Annotated in this window: 19 protein-coding genes; 14 read left to right on the top strand and 5 right to left on the bottom strand. The window is 39.2% G+C overall.

From position 1 onward, the window contains the following. Positions 1-42 precede the first annotated feature (42 nt). The 4 genes from C4F40_RS03435 (at position 43) to C4F40_RS03420 (ending at position 3,560) form a co-directional block, all read left to right on the top strand. Positions 43-1,092, top strand: coding sequence for an AI-2E family transporter (locus tag C4F40_RS03435; RefSeq protein WP_196937974.1), 1,050 nt, complete (start codon positions 43-45; stop codon positions 1,090-1,092). A 180-nt stretch (positions 1,093-1,272) separates the two neighbouring features. Further along, on the top strand, positions 1,273-2,016 hold the full coding sequence (locus C4F40_RS03430; RefSeq protein WP_196937973.1) for an SDR family NAD(P)-dependent oxidoreductase: 744 nt from the start codon (positions 1,273-1,275) through the stop codon (positions 2,014-2,016). Positions 2,017-2,032: 16 nt separating this feature from the next. Then, positions 2,033-2,974: a methylated-DNA--[protein]-cysteine S-methyltransferase gene (locus tag C4F40_RS03425; RefSeq protein WP_390881606.1), complete on the top strand. Its 942-nt coding sequence runs from the start codon at positions 2,033-2,035 to the stop codon at positions 2,972-2,974. Beyond that, positions 2,961-3,560, top strand: coding sequence for an alpha-ketoglutarate-dependent dioxygenase AlkB family protein (locus C4F40_RS03420; protein ID WP_196937972.1), 600 nt, complete (start codon positions 2,961-2,963; stop codon positions 3,558-3,560). The genes C4F40_RS03425 and C4F40_RS03420 overlap by 14 nt, the downstream gene beginning before the upstream one ends. A gap of 77 nt (positions 3,561-3,637) precedes the next feature. On the opposite strand, the gene C4F40_RS03415 is transcribed toward C4F40_RS03420, so the two are convergent. The 4 genes from C4F40_RS03415 to C4F40_RS03400 all read right to left on the bottom strand — a co-directional run bounded on the left by C4F40_RS03415 (position 3,638) and on the right by C4F40_RS03400 (position 6,612). Then, complete coding sequence (locus C4F40_RS03415) at positions 3,638-4,084, bottom strand: PepSY-like domain-containing protein (protein ID WP_196937971.1); 447 nt, start codon at positions 4,082-4,084, stop codon at positions 3,638-3,640. Positions 4,085-4,115: 31 nt separating this feature from the next. After that, positions 4,116-4,559: a PepSY-like domain-containing protein gene (locus C4F40_RS03410; protein ID WP_196937970.1), complete on the bottom strand. Its 444-nt coding sequence runs from the start codon at positions 4,557-4,559 to the stop codon at positions 4,116-4,118. A gap of 97 nt (positions 4,560-4,656) precedes the next feature. Then, positions 4,657-5,937 (bottom strand): sensor histidine kinase, encoded by a 1,281-nt coding sequence (locus C4F40_RS03405; RefSeq protein WP_196937969.1) that lies wholly within the window; start codon positions 5,935-5,937, stop codon positions 4,657-4,659. A 3-nt stretch (positions 5,938-5,940) separates the two neighbouring features. Further along, entirely contained in the window at positions 5,941-6,612 is a 672-nt protein-coding gene (locus C4F40_RS03400) for a response regulator transcription factor (RefSeq protein ID WP_196937968.1), read from the bottom strand. 276 nt (positions 6,613-6,888) lie between these two features. On the opposite strand from C4F40_RS03400, the gene C4F40_RS03395 reads away from it, so the two are divergent. The 4 genes from C4F40_RS03395 to C4F40_RS03380 all read left to right on the top strand — a co-directional run bounded on the left by C4F40_RS03395 (position 6,889) and on the right by C4F40_RS03380 (position 16,076). Then, positions 6,889-12,168 carry a translocation/assembly module TamB domain-containing protein gene (locus C4F40_RS03395; protein ID WP_196937967.1) on the top strand — a complete coding sequence of 1,760 codons (5,280 nt, stop codon included), beginning with the start codon at positions 6,889-6,891 and terminating at the stop codon, positions 12,166-12,168. Beyond that, complete coding sequence (tamL, locus tag C4F40_RS03390; RefSeq protein ID WP_196937966.1) at positions 12,137-14,473, top strand: translocation and assembly module lipoprotein TamL; 2,337 nt, start codon at positions 12,137-12,139, stop codon at positions 14,471-14,473. Before C4F40_RS03395 ends, tamL begins: the two co-directional genes overlap by 32 nt. Before the next feature lie 103 nt (positions 14,474-14,576). Next, positions 14,577-15,515: a malate dehydrogenase gene (locus tag C4F40_RS03385; protein ID WP_196937965.1), complete on the top strand. Its 939-nt coding sequence runs from the start codon at positions 14,577-14,579 to the stop codon at positions 15,513-15,515. 117 nt (positions 15,516-15,632) lie between these two features. Next, on the top strand, positions 15,633-16,076 hold the full coding sequence (locus C4F40_RS03380; RefSeq protein ID WP_196937964.1) for an aspartyl protease family protein: 444 nt from the start codon (positions 15,633-15,635) through the stop codon (positions 16,074-16,076). Here the strand turns inward: C4F40_RS03380 and C4F40_RS03375 are convergent. Continuing rightward, positions 16,053-17,285 carry an MFS transporter gene (locus C4F40_RS03375; protein ID WP_196937963.1) on the bottom strand — a complete coding sequence of 411 codons (1,233 nt, stop codon included), beginning with the start codon at positions 17,283-17,285 and terminating at the stop codon, positions 16,053-16,055. The two genes, C4F40_RS03380 and C4F40_RS03375, sit on opposite strands and share 24 nt — an antisense overlap. Positions 17,286-17,471: 186 nt before the next feature. On the opposite strand from C4F40_RS03375, the gene fsa reads away from it, so the two are divergent. The 6 genes from fsa (at position 17,472) to fusA (ending at position 24,667) form a co-directional block, all read left to right on the top strand. Beyond that, positions 17,472-18,131, top strand: a complete 660-nt coding sequence (gene fsa / locus C4F40_RS03370) for a fructose-6-phosphate aldolase (protein ID WP_196937962.1) — start codon at positions 17,472-17,474, stop codon at positions 18,129-18,131. 88 nt (positions 18,132-18,219) lie between these two features. Further along, positions 18,220-18,684, top strand: a complete 465-nt coding sequence (locus tag C4F40_RS03365; protein ID WP_196937961.1) for a Fur family transcriptional regulator — start codon at positions 18,220-18,222, stop codon at positions 18,682-18,684. Positions 18,685-19,263: 579 nt separating this feature from the next. After that, entirely contained in the window at positions 19,264-21,393 is a 2,130-nt protein-coding gene (rnr, locus tag C4F40_RS03360) for a ribonuclease R (protein ID WP_196937960.1), read from the top strand. A 113-nt stretch (positions 21,394-21,506) separates the two neighbouring features. Then, positions 21,507-21,920, top strand: coding sequence for a 30S ribosomal protein S12 (gene rpsL, locus C4F40_RS03355; RefSeq protein ID WP_002993550.1), 414 nt, complete (start codon positions 21,507-21,509; stop codon positions 21,918-21,920). Between the two features lie 19 nt (positions 21,921-21,939). Continuing rightward, a complete protein-coding gene (gene rpsG, locus C4F40_RS03350; RefSeq protein WP_136819823.1) occupies positions 21,940-22,407 on the top strand; it encodes a 30S ribosomal protein S7 in 468 nt (155 codons plus the stop codon). Positions 22,408-22,543: 136 nt separating this feature from the next. After that, positions 22,544-24,667, top strand: coding sequence for an elongation factor G (gene fusA, locus C4F40_RS03345; RefSeq protein ID WP_196937959.1), 2,124 nt, complete (start codon positions 22,544-22,546; stop codon positions 24,665-24,667). Positions 24,668-24,744: the final 77 nt, after the last annotated feature.

Below are 24,744 nucleotides of genomic sequence, written 5' to 3'. Positions count from 1 at the left end.
ATTCCAAACCTTTTTTGTATTTTGGCATTGAAATAATTAACTATGAAATATAAGCAGATAAATAATAATTCCATTAATCAAATCATGTTGATTCTAATTATCATCTTGATCTGTATTTTAATTTTTAAGAATCTGCTGTATTATCTACCGGGTTTTCTCGGAGCTATTACCTTGTACATTCTGTTCCGAAATATCTATTTCAAGCTCACTACGCGTCAAAAATGGAATAAGTCGGTTACAAGTATCTTTTTCATTATATTATCTATTGTATTTATCGTGCTGCCCTTATGGGCAATTATTGATTATTTAGTTCCAAAGCTTACTATCTTTCTTGGCAACCAACAGGATATCATTGCTAAATTTAACACACTGAAAATATACCTCAGCGATAAACCTTTTTTTAAAGATATTGATCTTTCGAACGAAGCGCTGTTAGCTTCATTGCAAAGTCTTACCCGGTATATCCCGAGTGTGCTTAATTCAGTAGCAGAAGTTGGCATAAATATTCTGGTAGCCTTATTCGTACTCTATTTCATGCAAGTACACGCCAAAAGAATGGAAACCTATATTTATTCGGCAATTCCATTATCGCCAAAAAGCAAAAAAGAAATCTGGGCGGAAGTAAAATTAATGGTCAAATCCAATGCAATTGGAATCCCTATCCTAGGTCTTTGTCAAGGTGTCGTTGCCATGATCGGCTACTGGTTTTTCGGCATAGAGAACTATATCCTGTGGGGGATACTTACTGGTGTATCATCCATTATACCTGTGTTCGGCACGATGACGGTGTACGTCCCGATCTGTGTGATCACATTAGCTTCGGGGCAGACGGCGAATGCAATCGGACTTTCGGTATACTGCTTTTTGCTCGTAGGCGGCATAGATAATATTTTACGGTTTACCATTTTAAAACAATTGGGCAACGTACCTCCATTAATTACCGTCTTCGGGGTATTATTAGGGTTAAATATGTTTGGAATGCTCGGCCTTATCTTCGGCCCTTTAATACTATCCTCTGTAGGTCTGCTTATTCGAGTGTATGCAAACGAATTTGGTCGATCATATGTTGCAGAGAAAGAACTTTCGGAGTAACTGCACAACAGGATAACAATCAGACTCCACTCATCATTTTGTAGATATTTCAAATATCAAAACACTGTCAATTGTGCTATATACTGTAATTTCACGGTCAAAATCAGCACGTTAAGTAATATCCATCATATTAATTAAATAAGTATTTACGTAACTTGTATGAATTAAAAATCAAAGATCATGGGACAGTTACAAGATAAAATCGCTATCGTGACCGGAGGAGCATCCGGTATTGGGAAAGCCATTGTAGAACTTTTTGTAAAAGAGGGGGCAAAAGTAGTCATATCTGACCTCAATGAACAATTGGGACACCAGCTGGTCAATGAACTTGGCGATGGAAGTACTTTATTCATCAAGGCAGACTCTTCCTCGGCAGAAGACAATAAAAAGATAGTTGAGGTTGCTATTGAAAACTTCGGTGCACTACACATTGCTGTCAATAATGCTGGTGTAGGTGGCGATGCGGCTACGGTGGGTGATTACTCTCTTGATTCCTGGAAAAAAGTGATTGATATTAATCTAAATGGCGTGTTTTATGGTATGCACTATCAATTGCCCGAAATAGAAAAAGTAGGCGGAAGTATCATCAACATGGCTTCCATATTAGGTCAAGTAGGATTTGCGCTATCTTCGGCCTACGCCGCTGCCAAACATGGAGTAGTTGGTCTAACAAAAACAGCCGGATGGGAATACGGAGCCAAAGGGGTACGTATCAACGCTATTGGTCCTGGCTTTATCACCACGCCTCTTATCGATACAAATATGGATACGACGACAAGCGACTACCTAGCTACTCAACATGCTTTGCAACGACTGGGAAGGCCTGAGGAGGTCGCTGAACTTGCTTTATGGTTAGCGTGTGACAAATCGTCATTTGTTACCGGATCTTATTATCCTGTAGACGGCGGATACTTAGCTAAATAATGTATCACTGACGTGATTGAAAAAATTAGAGGAGCCGATATTAATTGAGCAAGATCCGGATTTTATCTGTGCTTTTCAATTTCGAAATTTGGATATGACAATTACACAACAGCAGATCAATTACGAACGCGTTGCCAAAGCAATAGCGTATATACAAGATAATTTCCGTCATCAACCCAGTCTAGAAGAGCTTGCTGCACACGTGCATATCAGCCCTTTCCATTTCCAGCGTTTATTTACAGAATGGGCGGGCACGAGTCCAAAAAAATTTTTGCAATATATTAGTGTATCCCATGCGAAAAAACTTTTAGAAAACCAGAAGCACACTGTTTTCGAAACGGCATATGAAACGGGACTGACCAGTAGCAGCAGGCTTCACGATCTATTTGTCCAAATTGAGGGAATGACTCCCGCGGAATATAAGAATGGTGGTCAAAACCTTACTATATTTTATAGCTTTAGCCTCACTCCTTTCGGGCAGAGTTTGATTGCTTCTACCGAAAGCGGAATTTGTTACATGGGCTTTTTGGAAGATACGACCCAAGGCATATACGATCTAAAAGGAAAATTCCCCAACGCCACCTATGTGAAGAAGGAAGTAGAAGTTCACCGCCATGCAAATTCTATCTTTAGCTGCGAGACTATAAATTTACCGCAACTAAAACTCCATCTAAAAGGCACTCCCTTTCAATTAAAAGTATGGGAAGCGTTACTAAAAATCCCGAGAGGAGGTCTCTCTACTTACGGCACTATCGCGAAACAAATAAACCATAAAAAAGCTTCTAGAGCCGTAGGAACTGCTATCGGAAGCAATCCAATTGCCTACCTTATTCCCTGCCACCGAGTCATCCAGTCGACAGGGGTATTTGGAGGTTATATGTGGAATCCGACACGCAAAGCAGCCATAATAGGTTGGGAAAATGCACAGCTAAACTCGGAGCAAGATGAAACTATTTAATGCATCAGATTCCGTAAAAAATCTACTCCCGTATGATGGTACTGTTAATTATTACGGCGTTATCTGTGCGTCAGCGGATCATTATTATGAAAGACTTATGCATCATATCGCTTGGAAAAACGATGAAGCTATTATATTTGGGAAGCATATTTACACGAAAAGGAAAATTGCATGGTATGGCGACCGTGCGTTCGAATACAGTTATTCAGGTATCCAAAAGATCGCCCTACCTTGGAGCTCGGATTTGCTAGAATTGAAAGAATTAGCAGAAACAGCAAGTGGAGAAAATTTTAATTCATGTTTACTTAATCTATATCACAATGGAAGCGAAGGAATGGCTTGGCATAGTGATGCAGAAAAAGACCTGAAACCCAACGGAGCGATAGCCTCGATGACGTTTGGTGCGCAACGAAAATTCTCATTCAAACACAAAAAAAGGAAAGAGAAGGTGGATATCTATCTCGAACATGGAAGTCTTCTAGTTATGAAAGACAGTACGCAGTCACATTGGTTGCACCGTCTGCCTCCAACTACCAAGGTGTCCAATGCGCGCATCAATTTAACTTTTCGGACGATTCTCAACTGATCATTACGTGGGTATAAACTGAAACAAACAAGAGAAAACACGACGTTTGCTCTTGTTTTGTACAGAACATATTTCGTTTACGGATCAATTCGAACAAAATCTCCCTGCTTATTAAAGACTAGATCCAATCCATTCGTCAATTCAACATCGAAGTTACCATTTTCCCGTTCGATACTGTTAAAATCGGCATTTGGATAATTTGTATTTACATAATTAACAATTGCTGGGAGTATAAAAGTAGTTGGAATAGCGATATTATCTGCGGCATCCACCTCTTTCCAGTTTCCATTTTTATCAAATGTAACTTCAGTACGATTATCTAATAGCACTTTGTATTCCGTACCTGAAAGCCCTTCCTTTTCTTTAGTGACACTTAAAATTGCCACGTTATTAAAATGTTCTTTCAAAAATGTCGTCCCAGTTGCCGGCAGGTCATCTAATCCAACAATTTTCTCTTTTTCACATGAAACACTTACGAAAGTAATCGTGAAAAATAACAGTATTCCTAAAAGTAATTTGTTCATCTTCATTCTATTTATATGTTTTATTCGTTATTTAATCATCTATGCGTACAAATTCACCTTTTTTGTTATACTCTAAATCCAAACCGTTTGTCAATTCAACTTCATATAGGCGAGGTGATTTCGAGATTTGAACGATATTATTATTCGGAAAACTCTTTTTAATGTGCGCATGTATAGATGCAGGTACGATGCTAGTGGGTACAGGATTCAATTGGGCATCTACTTCCGTCCAACTCCCTTTACCGTCAAATTCTATCTTCACACCATCTGTTAATACGACTTTATATTCCTTTTCAGTAAGAAACTCACTTTCCACGGTAATATGTGACACCGACGTTTTGGGGTAGTAGGTCTTGATAAACGATTGTGCGGGTTGAGGTAATTGCGCAAACTGAATAATCTTTTCTTGCGCCTGAACCATCACAACAACCATAAAAAAAAGAGCTGTCATCATGCTTGTAATACTTTTGTTCATATCTATATTTTTTTAAGTAATGGCGCAAGAATCATTCGATGGATTCTTGCACTTAGTTAAAACAAATTTCAGACACGAATTGGGAAAGAATTAGGAATTACACGCGAACAAGTGAAAAAATATGAAAATTATTTTCAAATCGGTATATTATGTCCAAATTGGAATAGGTTTCTACAATCGATTTAACGATCGAAAGCCCTAAGCCATTAGACTGGCTATCTTGATATCCTTTGTGGAAACGTTCAAAAATATATTGTGGATTCAATGCTCCCGAGTTACTCGGATTAGAGATCTCAAGTGTATTTGAAGAAACTTGAATGCCTATTTCACCGGGGTTGGTATTATATTTAATCGCATTACGAAGCAAATTGGAAATCAATATTGCGGCTAAATCGGGATTACAGAAAGTTTTAAATACGGCGTCCTCGGTCAAATTAAATTTTATCTCCCGAAAATTAACAAAATCTTCGACCTCTTGTAAAAGTCTTTTCGTTAGTTCGTTAAAATTTACCTCTTCAATTTCTTTGTATTGATGATTATCTATTCTAGAGAGCATCAAAAGTGACTTATTAAGGCTTACCATCCGGTGGAGAGATTGTTTTGCTTCCGCTATTTTGACAAGTTGTGGTTCCGAAAGTTCATCATCTTGCAGCAAAAGATCCAATTTATTTATCGTAATAGCTAGAGGTGTCTGCAACTCGTGGGAAGCATTTTCCAAGAACCGCTTTTGTTCACTAAAAACAGATTCATTACGTTGAATCATAAGGCTAATCTGCCTATTGAGTTCGTTGAATTCCTTAATCTCTGTTTCTACGGGTTGAAAAGAAGACATGTCTCCGAAGCGATAATTGCTGAGATTAGAAAGGGTTCGGGTAAATGGACGCCATGCTTTGGTTAATATCAAATGATTCACCACGAGAATACTCAAGACAATAACAAGATAAAGTATGGTTAAAGAAATAGCTAAATTGATTAGAAAGTCATCTTCTTCCACCGTAGAAGTGCGTATTTCCAGCAGGTAGGGATCCCCTTCTTTGCTATAAAACCCAGTTCTCAATACCCGATAAGGTTCATCTTCCTCATCGTAAGGCATATAAATCAATTCATTCGTAAAACGGTTTCTGTCTGTAAAATCAGCTGCATCTCCGGGTAATATCCGATACTGGTTAATTCCAAACTCCCGGGTATTATTCAGTATGTCCAAATTGGCATATGCCTCTCGAATAATCTCAATCTTTTGATTCTTTAGTCCATCATCTACATTGTCATACACTTCATCCATCAATACCGCATAAAACAACAAAGCCCATATAGCCATTATGACCAGTATGGTAATAATGATGTATCTATTCGTGTAATTCTTTACCGAAACGTTCATAACTTAAATCAACTTATACCCCACTCCGTATACTGCTTGAATATCTACCTGTGCATTCACCTCTTTCAACTTACGTTTTAAATTTTTTATTTGCGAATAGATGAAGTCTAAATTGTCTGCCTGGTCGACGTTGTCTCCCCATACTGTCTCCGCAATAGTCGTTTTTTCCATCAGTTTATTCGGACGCAGTATCAAGTAGTACAAAATATCATATTCCTTCCTATTTAATGTGACTTCTTTATCACCGACTAGTACCTGTCGTAAATCTGGATTCAATTTAACATCTTTGTAAGAAATAATTGGGTCACCATGGTGCATGTGTCGACGGATAATGGATTTGATCCGCGCTAACAATTCCGAAAGATGAAATGGCTTTGCTAAATAATCATCGGCTCCGATTTCCAGTCCCAACACTTTATCTTCAACGGAATCTTTGGCAGATAATATCAGTACGGGTTGATCTTTCTTCTCTTTCTTAAGCACACGAAGAATATCCAAGCCATTTCCTCCAGGCAACATAATATCCAATAATACACAATCGTATTGATAAGCAAGCACCTTTTCCACCGCAGCATTATAATGGGTTGCGGATTCTATCAAATAGCTTTCTTGCTCTAGAAACTCCTGCACACTATGCAATAGTTCTACCTCGTCTTCTATAATTAATATTTTCATTCGCAATTATTTTCGCAAAATATCATGTAGCTTAATGCATTAACTAAAACGCTATTTCGTATATTCAGCTGTATTTAAAAAGACAATCCTAACTACAGAGTTAGGAAAAATTTGGGAATTAAGCCTACGAATAAAAAAAAATCTAGGCTGATAAGAAAATGTTTTACGTATTTATTGCAAATCAGCATCAAAAAACATTTAAAACATAAACAATTAATTTATTTTTACGTTATTAAAAATAAGTCATAATAGGTCCACTTAATATACACACGTAAATTGAACAGATTCAGCCGTATTTTTTTAAAAACCATTCTTTGGATTGTAGGTTCTGTTATAGCCTTGCTTCTACTAGCTATTTTCTTGATTAGATTGCCCTCCGTACAGAATTATGTAGTTGGAAAGGTAACTAATTATTTAGAAACCAAAATTGGCACTCCGGTCAATATTGGTTATATCCACATCACTTTTCCTAAAAAATTGGTATTGGAGAATGTCTATTTTGAGGATCAGCGTCAAGACACCCTCATAGCCGGCGAAAAACTGTCCGTGGATATCAATATGTTCAAGTTATTTAAGAATACAATCGAAATTCAAGAGCTCGATTTAGCGGGTATTACTGCTAAAATAATCCGCACAGCACCGGATGGATCGTTCAATTTTGACTATATATTAAACGCCTTTACAACAGAAAAAGAAAGCGCTACCGATGCAGACACTACGTCGGCTTTGATATTTGACATTGATAAAGTAAATTTCGACCGTATTCGTTTCTCTTACAAAGATGATATGATCGGTACTTCTGCCAATATCAATTTAACACATTTTGACACCCGTGTAAAAAATTTCGACCTAACCAACAATATGTCTTTTGACATTCCTGTTATTCATATTACGGGTTTAAGTGCCGATATCAAACAATGGGCTCCGGCCACGGAGACGGTTGCTCCTACTGCAGAAGATTTCGGCATTACAGATCAGTCTGTAGAAAATTCTTCGCTGCTTCCCAATTTGGCCACCGAGTCAATCATCCTGAAAGATATTTTAATACGGTATGCGGATAGTTCTTCCGCAATGGATACTAAATTCGACATTAAAAACCTGTCGGCAAATGTTAAAGAAATAGATCTTAATAAGGAAATCGTTCGACTCAACGAAATCATGCTTCAAGGTTCAGATTCGTATGTACTCTTTGGAAAGCAAAATAACATAAATGTAGATAGCACCTCAGCAGATACGAGTTCGTCGATGAAATGGATCGTTTCAGCAGACAAACTTTCGATAGAAAAAACCAACTTTTGGTTTAAAGACGATAATCAAGCGCGCACGAAAGGATTTGACTATTCGAATATTAAGATAACCGATCTAGCTGGGGGATTGGACGATCTCTATTACTCCGCAGATTCCATTTCGGGTTCCCTGGCAAATCTTTCTGTAAAAGATCATTCCGGCTTTTATCTCAAACAGCTAAAAGCAGATTTCGTGTATTCGGGCACTGGGGCTACGATTGAAAATTTATTAGCAGAGACGGATAAGACCATTATTCGCGATTACATCAAAGTAACCTACCCTTCGCTAGAGACCATCAGCAATAATCCAAGTGCAATGACTATCGATGCTCGCATTAGTAGAAGCCAGATCGATATGACAGATATACGGTACTTTATACCTGACTTGGAGAGTATGGATGCGATGAAACCATTAATGGCAAAACGGTTTTACGTAGACGGCCGTGTACATGGCCGACTAGATGACCTACATATTCCAAAACTGGAATTTAAGACCCTCGACAATACGCATATCATTGCTAGCGCAGATATCAAAGGACTACCAGATATGGAGCGCATGAATATTAATCTTAACCTTAAAAAGCTAACGACCAGCAGACGCGATATTGAACGATTGGTAGATAAATCTTTGCTTCCCGATAGTATACAACTACCTAACTCCATTTCATTATCGGGCACCTTAAAAGGTGGGATGTCTGGCGGAGACGTCAATATGAGCCTAGTAACCGATAAAGGGAACGCCACCGTAAATGGTTCTTTAAATATGGGGCAGAGAGATACCACTTACGATGCATACGTATCGATAGACGACTTTAACATTGGCCATATCCTGAATCAGGATTCCGTACTGGGGATCATTGCAATGGAAGCCAACATAAAAGGGCAGGGACTAAATCCGCAGACTATGATGGCAGAAGTCGATGGAACAATTAACAGATTGGATGCCATGGGCTACAGCTATCAAGGGATCGTACTTGATCTTACCGCGAGTGATGGCGATATTGCTGGAAACATAGTTAGTCCCGACCCAAATGTTAAATTCAACCTTGATCTCGCTGGGGATATGCGGGGACAATATCCTAAAGTAAACATGCAATTGATGGTAGATAGTGTGAATCTAAAGAACCTGAATTTAACGACCGATCATATTCGTTACCATGGGAAAATAACTGCGGATTTTGAAACGGCTGATTTAAATCATTTAAACGGGAAAATTGACGTTACCCAGTCGTCTATAGCTTACAATGAGAATCGGTTTGCTTTAGATACCATATCATTGGCAGCAACCGCAGATACAAACAGAAATACATTGGTGCTGAATTCAGAATTTTTTAACGCGCATTTAGTTGGAAAATACAAACTTACCGAACTCGGAAGTTCCATACAAGATATTACTCAGGTGTATTATAACCCAAAAAATATACCTTCAGACACAACACGGTATGAGGATCAAAACTTCGAATTTTCAGCTGCAATAAATAATTCTCGGTTTATCCGCGACTTCTTTCCACAGCTTGAAGAAATGCAAGATGTGACACTGGATGGTACTTTTGATAGCAAGAGTAAAAGTATTATGGCCAAATTAATCGCGCCGAAGGTGATATATGATGGCATGGAAGTGGAAAATGTGGGTATAGACATCAATACATTAGATAGTACACTGTATTATTCGGCATTGATCAATCGGATAAAAATCAGCAATATTGAATTGATCAATACGGTATTGAGTGGAAAGGTAATTGAAAACAACCTTGATTTTGGTCTGTGGATTAAGGATAAACAAGAGAAAGACCGCTATCATCTAGGGGCGAAGATGGCGGTTAACGAAAATAATTATATCTTAAGTCTATTTGAAGACGGTCTTATGCTGAATTATGATAAATGGAATATTTCATCCGCCAATCAAATCACCTTTGGGACGGATGGCATTCATGCTCATGATTTTAAACTCTCAAATAATGGACAGGAATTGTTGATCCAGTCGCAAGACTCTACGCTAAATGCGCCTATCGACGTAACGTTCAATGATTTTAGGATTGAGACCTTTAGTAAAATGCTCGAATCAGAAACCTTAAATTTGGGTGGCGGGATCAACGGTTCGGCAACGGTCTCTCGCCTGGAGAGCAATCCGGTATTCGTTTCCGATCTTGAGATACTAAAATTCTATTTTGGACAAGATACGGTTGGCAATGTCCTTGTTAAGGTGAATAATGAAACTGAAAACACATTTGCTGCGGACGTCCGCATCACGGAGAACGGCAACGATGTGCAATTAATAGGTGAATATTATACTCCCCCTACTGGTGAATCCACTTTCAATGCAACACTAGACTTAAAACCGATGAAATTGAAAACGGTAGAAGCCTTTAGCTTGGGTTATTTGCAGGGAGCCGATGGGGATCTCACAGGTTCACTTAAAATCTCCGGCACCACACAAACTCCGAAAATAAATGGAGATTTAATCTTTCAGCAAGGTAAATTAAATGTTACCATGCTGAATGCCGATTTTTTAATGGACAATCAAAAAATCACCTTCAACAATCAAGGCATACAGTTTAGGCAATTTGAAATAAAAGATTTGAAAGGTAATACAGCAAAACTAAATGGAACCATACGGACTGCTACCTATGGTGATTTTGTTTTCAATTTAAATTTAACTACCGATGATTTCGCGGTGGTAAATTCGACTCGTGAGGATAATGATCTCTTCTTTGGGAAGCTGTTCGTAACGTCCAACATCCGTATTACGGGAGATCTCAATAAACCCAAAATAGACGGGAATGTCAAAGCAAATGAAAACACCGACTTTGTATTAATTGTGCCCAATGATAACCCGGGCGTAGCCGAACGTGATGGTGTGGTAAAATTCGTAAACAAAAGCGATACGGCCCGCACGAATGTATTCGCTAAGCTAGATTCGTTAACTACCGCCTCTTCGTTATCCGGATTTGATCTAGCGCTCAACCTATCCACTGATAGAGAAGCTAAATTCAAGATCATTATCGATGAAGGATCACAAGATGCGCTTAATATACAAGGTGTAGCCGAATTGAATACTACGATAGATGCCAACAGTAACATTACGATGTCGGGCACGTACACCGTCGAAGACGGAAACTATTCGTTTAACTTTGGCCCGGTAAGTCGACAATTTAATTTCCAAAAAGGGAGTACTATTACATGGAATGGCGATCCGTTAGATGCTCGGATGGACATCACGGCACTGTATAAAGGGAAATTTCCGACGCTTGAACTGGTGAGTAACCAAATCGGTGCTGAAAATCAGAACCTCTATAAGCAACGTATTCCATTTGATGTTAAATTAATTTTAGCTGGTGAATTATTCAAGCCCAGCATCAATTTTGATATTGATCTAGATGAAAATAACGCCATTGTCTCCCAAGACGTCGTGAGCAAAGTCAATATAGGTTTATCAGCACTTCGCGATGATCCGGCAGAATTAAATAAACAGGTCTTCTCTTTAATTATTCTCGGAAGATTCATGTCAGCCAATCCATTTGAAAGCCTTTCCGGTGGCGCCGGCGTAGAAGGAATCGCCAGAAGTTCAGTTAGTTCTTTTCTTACCGGTCAGCTCAATAACCTCGCTTCCGATTTGATCAAAGGAGTTGAATTAGATTTCAATTTACAATCAGAACAGGATTATCTGACCGGATCGGGACAAAACAGGACCGACCTCAATGTAGGTATATCAAAAATGCTTTTTGACGATAGGCTTAAGATCACCATTGGATCTAATTTTGAGGTAGAGGGGAATACCCGTCCTGGTGAGAGGCCTAACAATATAGCTGGAGACATTTCATTGGATTACCAACTATCTAAAGACGGTCGTTATTTCGCCCGTGTATATCGCAAAAATCAATATCAAGCCACTTTACAGGGGCAATTTGTTGAAACAGGCATTGGATTCGTTATGACCATGGATTACAATAGGTTTAAAGAACTCTTTATGAATTCTAAGGCTTTAGAAGAATACTATAATACGGACACAAGAGGCTTCAGAAGGAGATTTGATGTGGATCGGATGGAAACCGACTCTGTATATCGTGATAGCGTACGTTTAATTTTGCGAGACAGTCTTATGAAACACAATCCTGAATTCCGGAAACGAGTGGAAGAAAGAGAGCAAGAGGAATTGAAACAGCAAGATTCGACCAAAAACAATACCGATACGAATTCGAAAAAAGCAATAAAAGACACGGCAAATACCGTGATAAGAAATGAAGATGAGGAAAGGAATGAAAATGAATAACCAAAAGATAGTAATGTTATTAGCTGTTCTTGGCCTCTTCGTAAGCTCGTGTAATTCCACCAAATACCTGACGGAAGATGAAAAATTGTATGACGAGGGTAAAGTCGAGTTAAAGGTCGATAGCGGTGTAGCCAACGATCGCAAAGAAGCTTTCGAAGAAAGCCTCGCATCCATGTTGCGTCCGGAACCGAATGCAAAACTTCTGGGATGGAGGTGGAAATTATCGCTTTGGAATATGGGGGGTGGTCCCGACACTACTACAAACTTCGTCCGAAGATGGCTTAAACGTCAAGGAGAAGAGCCTGTGCTATTAAGCGACGTGAACCGCGAGTATAACGAGAACTTACTCCGAAACCGTCTAGAAAACCTCGGTTTTTTTAATGCTTCTTTTTTTTCGGACACCTCTATTAACGGAAAGCTGGCAACGGTTACCTACTACGGTATTCCGAGAAGCATCTATCGGATCAATGCAGTCAAATTTGACATCGACAGCGCGCGACAAATCGGCAAGGACATTTTAGAGACCCGGGATAAATCCCTATTACAGAACGGAAAGAACTATAATCTAGATGTTATAATCAATGAAAGAGAACGTATAGACGATGACCTCAAGAACCAAGGTTATTACTACTTCAGCCCAGACAACCTCTTGGTCGAAGTCGATAGCACCATAGGTGACCATAAGGTGGATATGTTTGTCAATTTGAAACCGGAAACTTCAGAGAAAGCCGTACATCCGCAAAAAATAGGCAATATATTCATTTATCCTAATTACACGTTAACCACAGAAGGATATCAGCGGCAGAACCGTCTCCGAAATCAGGAATTGTTCAATGATAATTATTACATTATCGATCGGAATAAGACCTACCGCCGAAAAGTACTTGCCAACCATATCTTTTTTGAAAGAGGCCAACTGTATAATCGACATGATCACAATCAGACGATCAATCATCTGGTCAATCTAAACACATTTAAATTTGTTAAGAACAATTTTGAGGACAGCCCCGACTCGACAAATACATTAGATATATATTATTATTTAACACCACTGCCTAAAAAATCCTTACGCTTTGAAGTACTAGGCAAAACCGCTACAGTCTACAATGGATCTGAAGCAAATGTTACCTGGACACTACGAAATGCATTCCGTGGTTTCGAAACATTGACCCTGAACGTTTTTGGTGGATATGAAACCCAAACTGGTGGCAATGTTAATCTCAACTCATCCTATTATCGGTATGGTGCGGAAGCAACCATTACATGGCCTCGCCTTTTATCTCCCTATAAATGGGCGCCATCCAGAAAGTTTATCCCCAGAACCTATTTGAAATTAGGTTACGAATTTTTAAATAGACGCACCGCTTATACGCTCAATTCGACCAGTCTTAATTATGGATACAATTGGAAAGAAAATGACAGAAAGCAACATGATTTGGCACTTGCAGAAATTATATACGTACAACCTCGTAACGTAACTCCCGAATACGAAGCACAGATGGATACAGTGCCGACATTGAGACACATTATCGAACCTCAATTTTCGTTTGGTCCGAATTACAACTTTACGTATACGAACACGATGGAGCAGGAAAGAAAGCACACGTTTTACTTCAAAGGAGGTATCAATCTTTCTGGTAACGTTTTGGGGCTTATCCAGGGCGCCAATGCCAGCGAGGGAAATATAAAAGAACTCTTTAATACGGTCTATAGTCAGTTTATTAAGCTCGAGGGTGATTTCAGGCATTACATGAAACTATCGACTAACTCACAATTGGCCTCGCGTATTATGATCGGAACGAGTTATTCGTATGGAAACTCGCGTTCCCTCCCCTATTTGAAACAGTATTTTACCGGCGGTCCCAATGGACTTCGTGCGTTTCGGGCGAGATCTGTAGGTCCCGGATCTTCTCTTCCAGAAAACCTCGGTCAGGATAATTTTTTTGCCGATCAGACGGGAGATTACAAACTCGAACTCAATACGGAGTACCGTGCTAAAATAGCGGGATTCTTACACTGGGCAGCCTTTGTAGACGCCGGAAACATTTGGCTGCAAAATAGGGATGATAATAAGCCAGGAGGCAGGCTGTCTAAAGAATTTCTATCCGAGCTCGCCGTAGGTGGCGGTGCCGGCTTACGTTTTGATTTTGATTTTCTGATTTTAAGAACTGACTTTGCCATTCCATTTAGAATTCCCTACAATGCTAAATCGGACCGATGGGTGTTCAAGGATATCGATTTCGGCAGTGGAAAATGGAGAGAAAACAACCTGATTTTCAATTTAGCGATAGGCTATCCTTTTTAAAAGACAAATCCGAAGAAATTTCTTCGGATTTTGCGTCTATATCATTCGCGTTTTCAAGCAATATTTCGTAGTTTTAAAAAGACAACAACTCAAAATAGATGCTATGAAGTTAACTGTTATTGGTGCTGGTGCTGTAGGAGCTACAACAGCAGATAATCTAGTCAGAAGAAATATTGCTGAAGAAATTATTCTTTTGGATATTAAAGAAGGTGTAGCTGAAGGAAAAGCACAGGATATGATGCAAACAGCTGCATTATTAGGATTTGATTCCAATATAAAGGGGGTAACAAATGATTATTTGCAGACCGCAGGATCTTCTGTAGCTATTGTGACTTCTGGCCTTCCACGAAAACCGGGCATGACCCGTGAAGAGCTAATAGGGACCAATGCGAATATTGTAAAGACTGTTGTTGAAAATTTAGTAAAGTATTCACCGGACATCATTATTCTGATTGTATCAAATCCTATGGATACGATGACCTATTTAGCGCTTAAATCGAGTGGATTGCCGAAAAACAGAATAATTGGAATGGGGGGAGCGTTGGATTCCGCACGTTTTAAATATCAGTTAGCAAGTAAACTTAATGCTTCTCCTAACGATTTAAATGCGATTGTGATCGGCGGCCATGGTGATACAACGATGATCCCTTTAATCCAACACGCCACGTGGAACAGTATTCCGGTTACGCACTTCTTGGATGAGATAGAGCAAGAGGAGATTGTTAAAAAAACGATGGTAGGGGGAGCAACGCTTACCGCACTGATCGGTACATCCGCTTGGTATGCTCCCGGAGCAGCCGCAGCCGCAATGGTAGAGAGTATCGTATTAAATCAGAATCGATTATTTACCGCTTCTGTATATTTGGAGGGTGAATTCGGTGAAGAAGACATCAATATCGGCGTGCCCGTTATTCTTAATAAGAATGGATGGGAAAGAATCGTTCCTATTCAATTGAGCGACCAGGAAAAGGAGCTCTTCAAAGCCAGTGCTGATGCTGTACGCAACATGAATAATGTACTAAAAACAAACAATCTAATATAGCAGAAATCGAACTTACATAAAATTGCATATAAACCGAAACGCAAACAAACCTGTACGTTTTCGTTATTGACACGACATTACCTGTTTACGTTTTTTCAATACAGAATTATTTTTTAAATGCAGATTATACCCTTAATAGCGCTCAATTTGGAAGGAGATGGCATTCATATCATTATAGAAGTAGAGATTTTTGACAAGCCTTTTAAAATGGTTGTCGACACCGGAGCCTCGAAAACGGTATTGGATAAGACTACGCTTTTAAATGCTGGAATTGAAGAAAGCAAATTCCAAAATACAAATATATTATCCACAGGGTTAGGTACGAATAACATGCAAAGTTTCACACTAGATCTTCCATTATTTCGCATTCATGACTGGTCAACAAAGAATTTTCAGGTGGCGGTGCTTGACCTCTCCTCTATCAATTATGCCTATGAGCAAATGAATTTTGCTCCTGTTATTGGCGTTTTGGGCGGTGACATCCTGTTGAAGTATGGAGCAGTAATTGATTATAAAAGACACACACTGCGATTACAATCACGAAGTACGCGTCTTAAATAAACGACGATGAATATGCAAACGAAGATAGGTATAGTAGGCAATAGAGATCAATACACCAAGGGATCCCATCAAATACAAAGTCGCCTTAATCCCCATCATCTCAGCAATGCCACCTATCAGTAAGCTTCCAATAGGGAAGACTCCTTGGAATGCCATTACATAGTAAGACATGATACGTGCGCGGTAAGCGGGCATAGCATGCGTTTGGATATACGTATTGATGCTTGAGTTCTGCATCATCATTGCGAAAGAAACGCAGACCGTAAAGATAAGAGCAGAAGGCAAAAAGTGTGAAAAAGCCAAAAGAATAAGTGCTATTCCCATCAGGAGCGCTGCGAATAACACGCGGTAACGTAGGTTCTCTCCAGATTTCAACCGCGCCATATTTATCGCCCCTATCATCGCACCAAGACCAGCTGCACTCTCGAACCAAGAGAATGTAGTTTCGTCTCCCAAGAATAGGTCTTTTGCTACGGCAGGCAATAACGAGGTATAAGGGATGACAAACAGGCTCGAAAAACTCATAATAACAATTAAAGAGGCAATATGAGGCGATCGTTTTAAATAGTCAAATCCATCCACAAGTCCTCGCCAGTTAGAGGTACCTCTCAGGCTGGTGTTGGGTTCCTCATTGACACGCATGAGCAATAAGGTTGTAATAACAGGTATAAAACTCAAAAAATTAATAAAGAAGCAGACCAATTCGCCGTAAGCGCTTAACAATATACCGCCGATTGCAGGTCCAACCATTCTAGCGGCATTAAACACCGACGAATTTAAGGCGATTGCATTCGGTAAATCTTTCCTTCCATCAACTAAAGACACGAGTAAAGCCTGCCTGCCCAAAACATCAAACGCATTAATCACGCCTTGCATAAAACCCAATGCACTAAGCCAAATTACAGACTCCTTACCAAAAAAAACAAGCAAAGTAAGTAAACCCGCCTGGATCATTAATAAGATCTGCGTGTTGAGCACCAACTTATATTTAGGTCTCTTATCGACAAAACTTCCTATAAAAGGTGATAAAACCAGCGACGGAAGTAAAGATATAAACGAAACAAAACCCAGCAAAAAGATAGAATCTGTCAATTTATAGACGAGCCAACTAATCGCAATACGTTGCATCCAGGTTCCCAAAAGTGAAAGTGACTGACCAATTGTATGCAATCTGAAGTTGGGGTATTGTAAGGATCTAAAAATCTCCATTAATGTTGATATCGATTCTTTATTATATACATAGGCTAATTTAGCGCTAAAATTTTATAGTTATAAAAGAATATAACTACCTTTGTAACAGCTTTAAAAACATAAAGTTTTAACAACTTTCATAGAACTGATTTTCAACATTTTACCATACATCTTTAAGTATCTTAAAAACAATTTATTTTACATATGAAATTTTTTATTGACACAGCCAATTTGGCTCAAATCAAAGAAGCGCAGGATCTAGGCGTCCTTGATGGAGTTACCACCAATCCAAGTTTAATGGCAAAAGAAGGTATCAGCGGCGACGAGAACGTAATTAACCATTATAAAGCGATCTGCGCAATTGTTGATGGAGATGTAAGTGCAGAAGTAATCGCCACGACATACGACGATATGATCAAAGAAGGCGAAGCGTTAGCCGCTTTAGATAGCAAGATCGTGGTTAAAGTACCTATGATCAAAGACGGTGTCAAAGCAATCAAATATTTTAGCAGCAAAGGTATCAAGACTAACTGCACACTTGTATTCTCTGCGGGGCAGGCTTTATTGGCTGCAAAGGCGGGGGCAACGTATGTTTCTCCTTTTATTGGCCGTCTTGACGATATTTCGGTAGACGGATTAGGTTTGATTGAAGATATTCGATTGATTTATGACAATTACGGATTCTCTACTCAAATCTTAGCTGCTTCGGTACGTCACAGTGCTCATTTATTAGGCTGTGCAAAGATCGGTGCTGATGTAATGACGGGTCCGCTATCCGTAATTACATCGTTATTAAAACACCCGCTAACAGATAGCGGTCTTGCTCAATTTTTGGCAGATCACGCAAAAGCGGCGGGCAAATAAAAAATCATTTTTTTAAAAAAATAAAACCGTTTTGTACTGGATACAAGGCGGTTTTTTTATGCACTAATTTTTCCGTAATTTTACCGGTATGGATACAGAAAATAACAGTATTATTGGTAAAAAAAAGACTGAAGAATTCAATCACTTGTTAAGATCAAACAAGCTTAAAGTGACACAGCCTCGACTGCGTGTTTTGGAAATCGTATCGACCAAAACCGCAGCCATTTCGCAGCCCGAATTAGAGAAACTATTGGGGGCAGATATTGACAGGGTTACACTATATCGCATTCTTGCAAGCTTCGAAGAGAAAGGAATTTTACACAAGATTTTTGACCTAAATGGCACGGCTACTTACGCCATCTGTTCTACAAAATGTACCGAACATCACCACCATGATCAGCATGTACATTTCATATGTTCAGTATGCAATAGTGTATATTGTCTCAATGAAATTTCTCTGCCAAAGATTAATCTTCCTTCCAACTTTTCCTTACACTCCATTGCAATCAATGCTGTTGGGTTATGTAAAAACTGTCAGTCCGAAGTTCAATAATACAAGTCATTTTCCAATTTTACGTTGAAGCCTTTAATGGGCTACTCTAGGTATTCTTTACGTAAAAAATATGGCTAAATTACAACGATATTACATCGCTAAAATTTTATAAAAAAAAATATAAAAAACTAAAAAAGAACATATTATATTCAATTAAAGATATAAAAAATTTAATTGAATTATTTAGCAAAATACTCCGAAACGCCATACATCCGGACCAAACACGTTCCAAAGCATACAGAAGCACTTCTACAAAAAAATATTTTAGCAATATTTACATATATTACATTTATAATCAGAATATTAATAAAGCTAAATAAAATAAAAAAATAAACAAATACAAAACGCATCTATTACGGGCAAATTCATTCAAAAAAAAAACACGCATTCGAGCTATTTTTTTTGTATATTTCATCCGTAACAATTTCAACTCACTGGCCGGACACCAGCCCACCGATAGCGGTGGGCTCATCATGTTTAATGCAAGTGCGTAAAACAAGCGTTCCGTAAAAATGTTATATACATCAAGTAGTCGGCACCCTCCTACTTTAGAAACGGATGCATTTAAAAAGTTAACGAATGAAATCAAAAAAAGAGAACCCTTATAAGGAAGTTTTAACACGGATGATTGTAGATATTTTTGAGAAGTCTGCGAATCAACAACTCAACTACAAACAAGTTGCTGCAAAACTAAACATATCCGATTCCGATTCAAAAGTTGCCGTTGCAGACATCCTCAACGACGCTTCAAAATCCGGACTGTTTACCCAACCTGAAAGGGGAAAATTTAAGCTAAAACAGCTCAATGTTTACGTTACCGGAAAGGTCGACATGACAGCCGATGGATCCGCTTATATCGTACCCGATGACGAGCTGGAAAGTGACATTTTTGTAGCTCCAAGAAAACTCCGTCAGGCATTGCACAATGACATCGTAAAGGTGCACGTTTACGAACGTGGCAAGGGCAAGAAACGAGAGGGTGAAGTAGTCGAAATCATTCAACGCGCCAAGACAGATTTCACTGGTACGATCGATATATCTAAAAGTTATGCATTCTTTTTGGCTGATGACCGAAAAATGAACCACGATATCTTTATTCCGCTAGACAATCTCAACGGAGCGAAAGACGGAGAGAAAGTAGTGGTATCTATCATCGAATGGCCGAAGAATGCCAAAAACCCGATCGGAAAAGTAAAGGACATCCTTGGAAAAAAAGGAGAGAACAATACCGAGATGAATGCGATTTTGGCAGACTTCGGCTTTCCGCTTAGCTTCCCGAAAGAAGTAGAAGCAGCTGCAGATAGCATCTCTGGCGAAATCACCAAAGAAGAAATCGCCAAACGCCGTGATTTTAGGAATACCCTCACCTTTACTATTGACCCTGCGGATGCGAAAGACTTTGACGATGCTATTTCGTTTCAGACATTAGAAAATGGGAATTACGAAATCGGTGTTCATATTGCAGATGTCTCTCATTATGTAATCCCGGATAGTGCGCTAGACAAAGAAGCTTTCGAGCGTGCCACTTCCGTATACCTGGTCGACCGTGTAATCCCGATGCTGCCTGAGCGCCTATCGAATGATTTATGCTCATTACGTCCCGACGAAGATAAGTTGTGTTTTTCGGCCGTATTTGAAATAGACGAAAAAGCAAATATCCTGGACCAGTGGTTTGGCCGCACGATCATACATTCGAACCGTCGGTTCAGCTATGAAGAAGCTCAGGAAATCATAGAGAATAAAGAAGGGCAGTTATCCCAAGAACTATTGAAACTAAATGAGCTTGCTTATATCCTCCGCGAGCGCAAATTCAAAAACGGAGCTATTAGTTTCGAAAGCGAAGAAGTCAAATTCCACCTGGATGAAAACGGAAAACCACTGGGCGTATATACAAAGGTCAGAAAAGACGCCCACAAGCTGATCGAAGATTTTATGCTCCTGGCTAACCGTAAAGTTGCCGAATACATCGGAAAACAGGGTCGCGGAAAAAACAAGCTAGCTTTTGTATACCGTTTTCACGATGTACCAAAACCAGACACATTAGCTAACTTTTCACAATTTGCCCTCCGCTTCGGACACAAGCTTAATATCAAATCAGACAAGGAGACTGCTAAATCCCTCAATGTGCTGATGACAAAAATCGAGGGGACAAAAGAGCAGAACCTGCTTACCTCACTTGCTGTGCGCTCTATGGCGAAAGCCATCTATACGACCAAGAACACTTCTCATTACGGCCTTGCCTTCGACTATTATACGCATTTCACTTCTCCTATCCGGAGATATCCTGACGTAATGGTACACCGCTTGCTTCAATTTTATTTAGATGGTGGCGATAAAGTAAATGCCGAGCATTATGAGAAAATGGCAGAACACTCTTCGCAGATGGAGAAAAAGGCAGCAGAGGCGGAGCGCGCTTCAATTAAATATAAACAAGCCGAGTTTCTACAAGATCAAATCGGCGTAGAATATAAAGGATTAGTATCCGGTGTGACCGAATGGGGCATGTATGTAGAAATAGCAGAGAATAAATGTGAAGGGATGGTACGCCTTCGTGACATTACTGACGATTTTTACACGCTAGACGAAAAGAACTATGCGATTATTGGGCAACGTAAAAAGAAGGTGTACCAGCTGGGAGATGAGGTTCAAATCGAAGTAAAGAAAGTGGACCTAGAAAAAAGACAAATTGACTTTACATTAATTAGTTAGTACCGTCATAGATTAAAACATTTTACACTTAAGCCTTTATATTTAAAAACATTATATATATCTTTGCAGACTTTAAAAAATTAATTTTACATAAATTAAAACAGAACAGGTAAATGCCTACTATTCAACAATTAGTTAGAAAAGGTAGAGTAGCTCTGGTAGACAAGAGTAAGTCTCCAGCGTTGGACAGTTGTCCACAGCGAAGAGGTGTATGTACACGTGTATATACTACTACCCCTAAAAAACCAAACTCAGCAATGCGTAAAGTAGCTCGTGTACGTTTAACAAACGGTAAAGAGGTCAACGCTTACATCCCTGGAGAAGGTCATAATTTACAAGAACACTCGATCGTATTGATCCGCGGTGGCCGTGTAAAAGATTTACCGGGTGTACGTTACCACATCATCCGTGGTGCATTGGATACATCAGGTGTAGCAGGCCGTAACCAACGTCGTTCAAAATATGGAACTAAGCGTCCTAAACCAGGGCAAGCAGCTGCAGCTCCAGCAAAAGGTAAAAAGAAATAATTAAACGGAGGGAAAGAAAATGAGAAAATCAAAACCAAAAAAGAGAATCATTTTACCTGATCCAAAGTTTAACGACACTCAGGTAACACGTTTTGTAAACAATATGATGTACGATGGTAAAAAATCTATCGCCTATTCAATTTTTTACAACGCAGTAGAATTAGTAGAACAAAAAACACAAGAGAACGGTTTAGAGACTTGGAAAAAAGCTTTAAACAACGTTATGCCCGCTGTAGAGGTTAAATCTCGTCGTGTTGGAGGTGCAAATTTCCAAGTTCCTATGGAAGTACGTCCTGAGCGTAAAATCGCTTTGGGTATGAAATGGTTAATTTCTTACTCACGTAAACGTGGTGAAAAAACAATGTTCGAGAAATTAGCAGGAGAAATCATTTCAGCTTCTAAAGGTGAAGGTGCTGCTGTTAAGAAGAAAGAAGATACGCATAAAATGGCGGAAGCTAACAAGGCGTTCTCACACTTCAGATTCTAATTTTGAAAACTAAGAATCAAATATGATTACACCGACTCTAAGATAGTAGAACTCTTTCCATTATCGGAGTCGGTGTACTTATTTTACAAATATTGCAATCAAAGAAGCCTTAAGAGGCTAAGTGCATAAAAATATTATGGCAAGAGATTTAAAATTCACTAGAAATATTGGTATCGCTGCGCACATCGATGCCGGTAAAACAACTACAACTGAGCGTATTCTTTACTACTCAGGAGTTAATCATAAAATTGGTGAAGTGCACGAAGGTGCTTCGACAATGGACTGGATGGAGCAAGAAGCTGAACGTGGTATCACGATTACTTCTGCTGCTACTACAGTTTTCTGGCAGTACCGTGGTAACAAATACCAAGTAAACGTAATCGATACTCCAGGTCACGTGGATTTCACGGTAGAGGTAAATCGTTCATTACGTGTATTAGACGGATTAGTATTCTTATTCTCTGCAGTTGATGGTGTTGAGCCTCAATCAGAGACTAACTGGAGATTAGCTGATAACTATGCAGTTCCACGTATCGGTTTCGTTAACAAAATGGACCGTTCAGGTGCTGACTTCTTAAAAGTTGTTGGTCAAGTTAAATCAATGTTAGGTTCTGAAGCTGTAGCTTTACAATTACCTATCGGCGCTGAAGACACATTCACAGGTGTTGTTGATCTAATCAATAACCGTGGTATCATTTGGAATGAGCATGATAAAGGTATGACCTTTACAGAAGTTCCTATTCCAGAAGATATGTTGGAAGAGGTTGCTGACTACCGTGAGCGGTTATTAGAAGCTGTTGCTGGTTATGATGAGTCTTTAATGGAAAAATTCTTTGAAGATCCTAATTCATTAACTGAGCGCGAAATCTTAAATGCTTTACGTGCGGCAGTATTGGATAACTCTATCGTTCCTATGGTTTGTGGTTCATCTTTCAAAAACAAAGGTGTTCAAACCATGTTGGATTTAGTAATGGAATTATTGCCTTCTCCGATGGATTCAGAAGGTGTTAAAGGTACTCATCCTGATACAGGTGCAGAATTATTACGTAAACCAGATGTTAACGAGCCTTTCGCAGCATTAGGTTTCAAAATTGCGACTGACCCATTCGTAGGTCGTTTGTGTTTCATCCGTGCTTATTCAGGTAAGTTAGATGCAGGTTCTTATGTATTGAACACGCGTTCAGGTAACAAAGAACGTATCTCTCGTATCTTCCAAATGCACGCTAACAAACAAAACCCTATCCCATTCATTGAGGCTGGTGATATCGGTGCTGTTGTTGGTTTCAAAGACATCAAAACCGGAGATACTTTATGTGATGAAAAACACCCTATCGTGTTAGAGTCAATGAACTTCCCCGAACCAGTTATCGGTTTAGCGATTGAGCCTAAAACTCAGGCTGACATCGATAGATTAGGTATTGGTCTTGGTAAATTAGCTGAAGAAGATCCTACATTCGTTGTAAAAACTGACGAAGAAACTGGTCAAACAGTTATCTCTGGTATGGGTGAGCTTCACTTAGAGATCTTGATCGATCGTTTGAAACGTGAGTTCAAAGTTGAGGTTAACCAAGGTGCTCCTCAAGTATCATACAAAGAGTCTATCAATGGAACTACAGAACACCGTGAGGTATTCAAAAAACAATCAGGTGGTCGTGGTAAATTTGCGGACATTAAAGTTGTTATTTCTCCAGCAGACGAAGATTATGATTTAAGTAAATCACCTCTTCAATTCGTAAATGAAATCGTTGGTGGTAAAATTCCAAAAGAATTTATCCCTTCAGTTCAAAAAGGATTTGAAACTTCGATGAAAAATGGTGTATTAGCAGGATTCCCATTATCAGGAATGAAAGTTCGTTTGATTGATGGTTCATTCCACGCTGTCGATTCAGATTCATTATCGTTTGAATTAGCTGCTCGTTCAGCATACCGTGAAGCATTGCCAAAATGTTCTCCTGTTTTAATGGAACCAATTATGAAAATAGAGGTTTTAACACCAGAAGAAAACATGGGCGATGTAATGGGTGACTTAAACCGTCGTCGTGGTCAGATGCAAGGTTTAGATTCACGTAACGGTGTACAAGTAATCAAAGCATTAGTACCCCTTTCTGAGATGTTTGGTTACGTAACGCAATTACGCACAATCACTTCAGGTCGTGCTACTTCTACAATGGAGTTCGATCACTTTGCTGAGGCACCTCGTAATGTTGCAGAAGAAGTAATTGCAAAATCAAAAGGAAAAGTAAAAGGGTCAGTAGAATAATATTGATTAAAGATCAAGGAGCAAAGATGAAGAACATGGAGTCTTTAATCTTTGTTCTTTCATCTTTATTCCAAAGA

The organism is Sphingobacterium pedocola (assembly GCF_015209965.1).
Taxonomy (GTDB): Bacteria; Bacteroidota; Bacteroidia; order Sphingobacteriales; family Sphingobacteriaceae; genus Sphingobacterium; species Sphingobacterium pedocola.
This window is presented reverse-complemented; position numbering and strand designations above follow the sequence as displayed.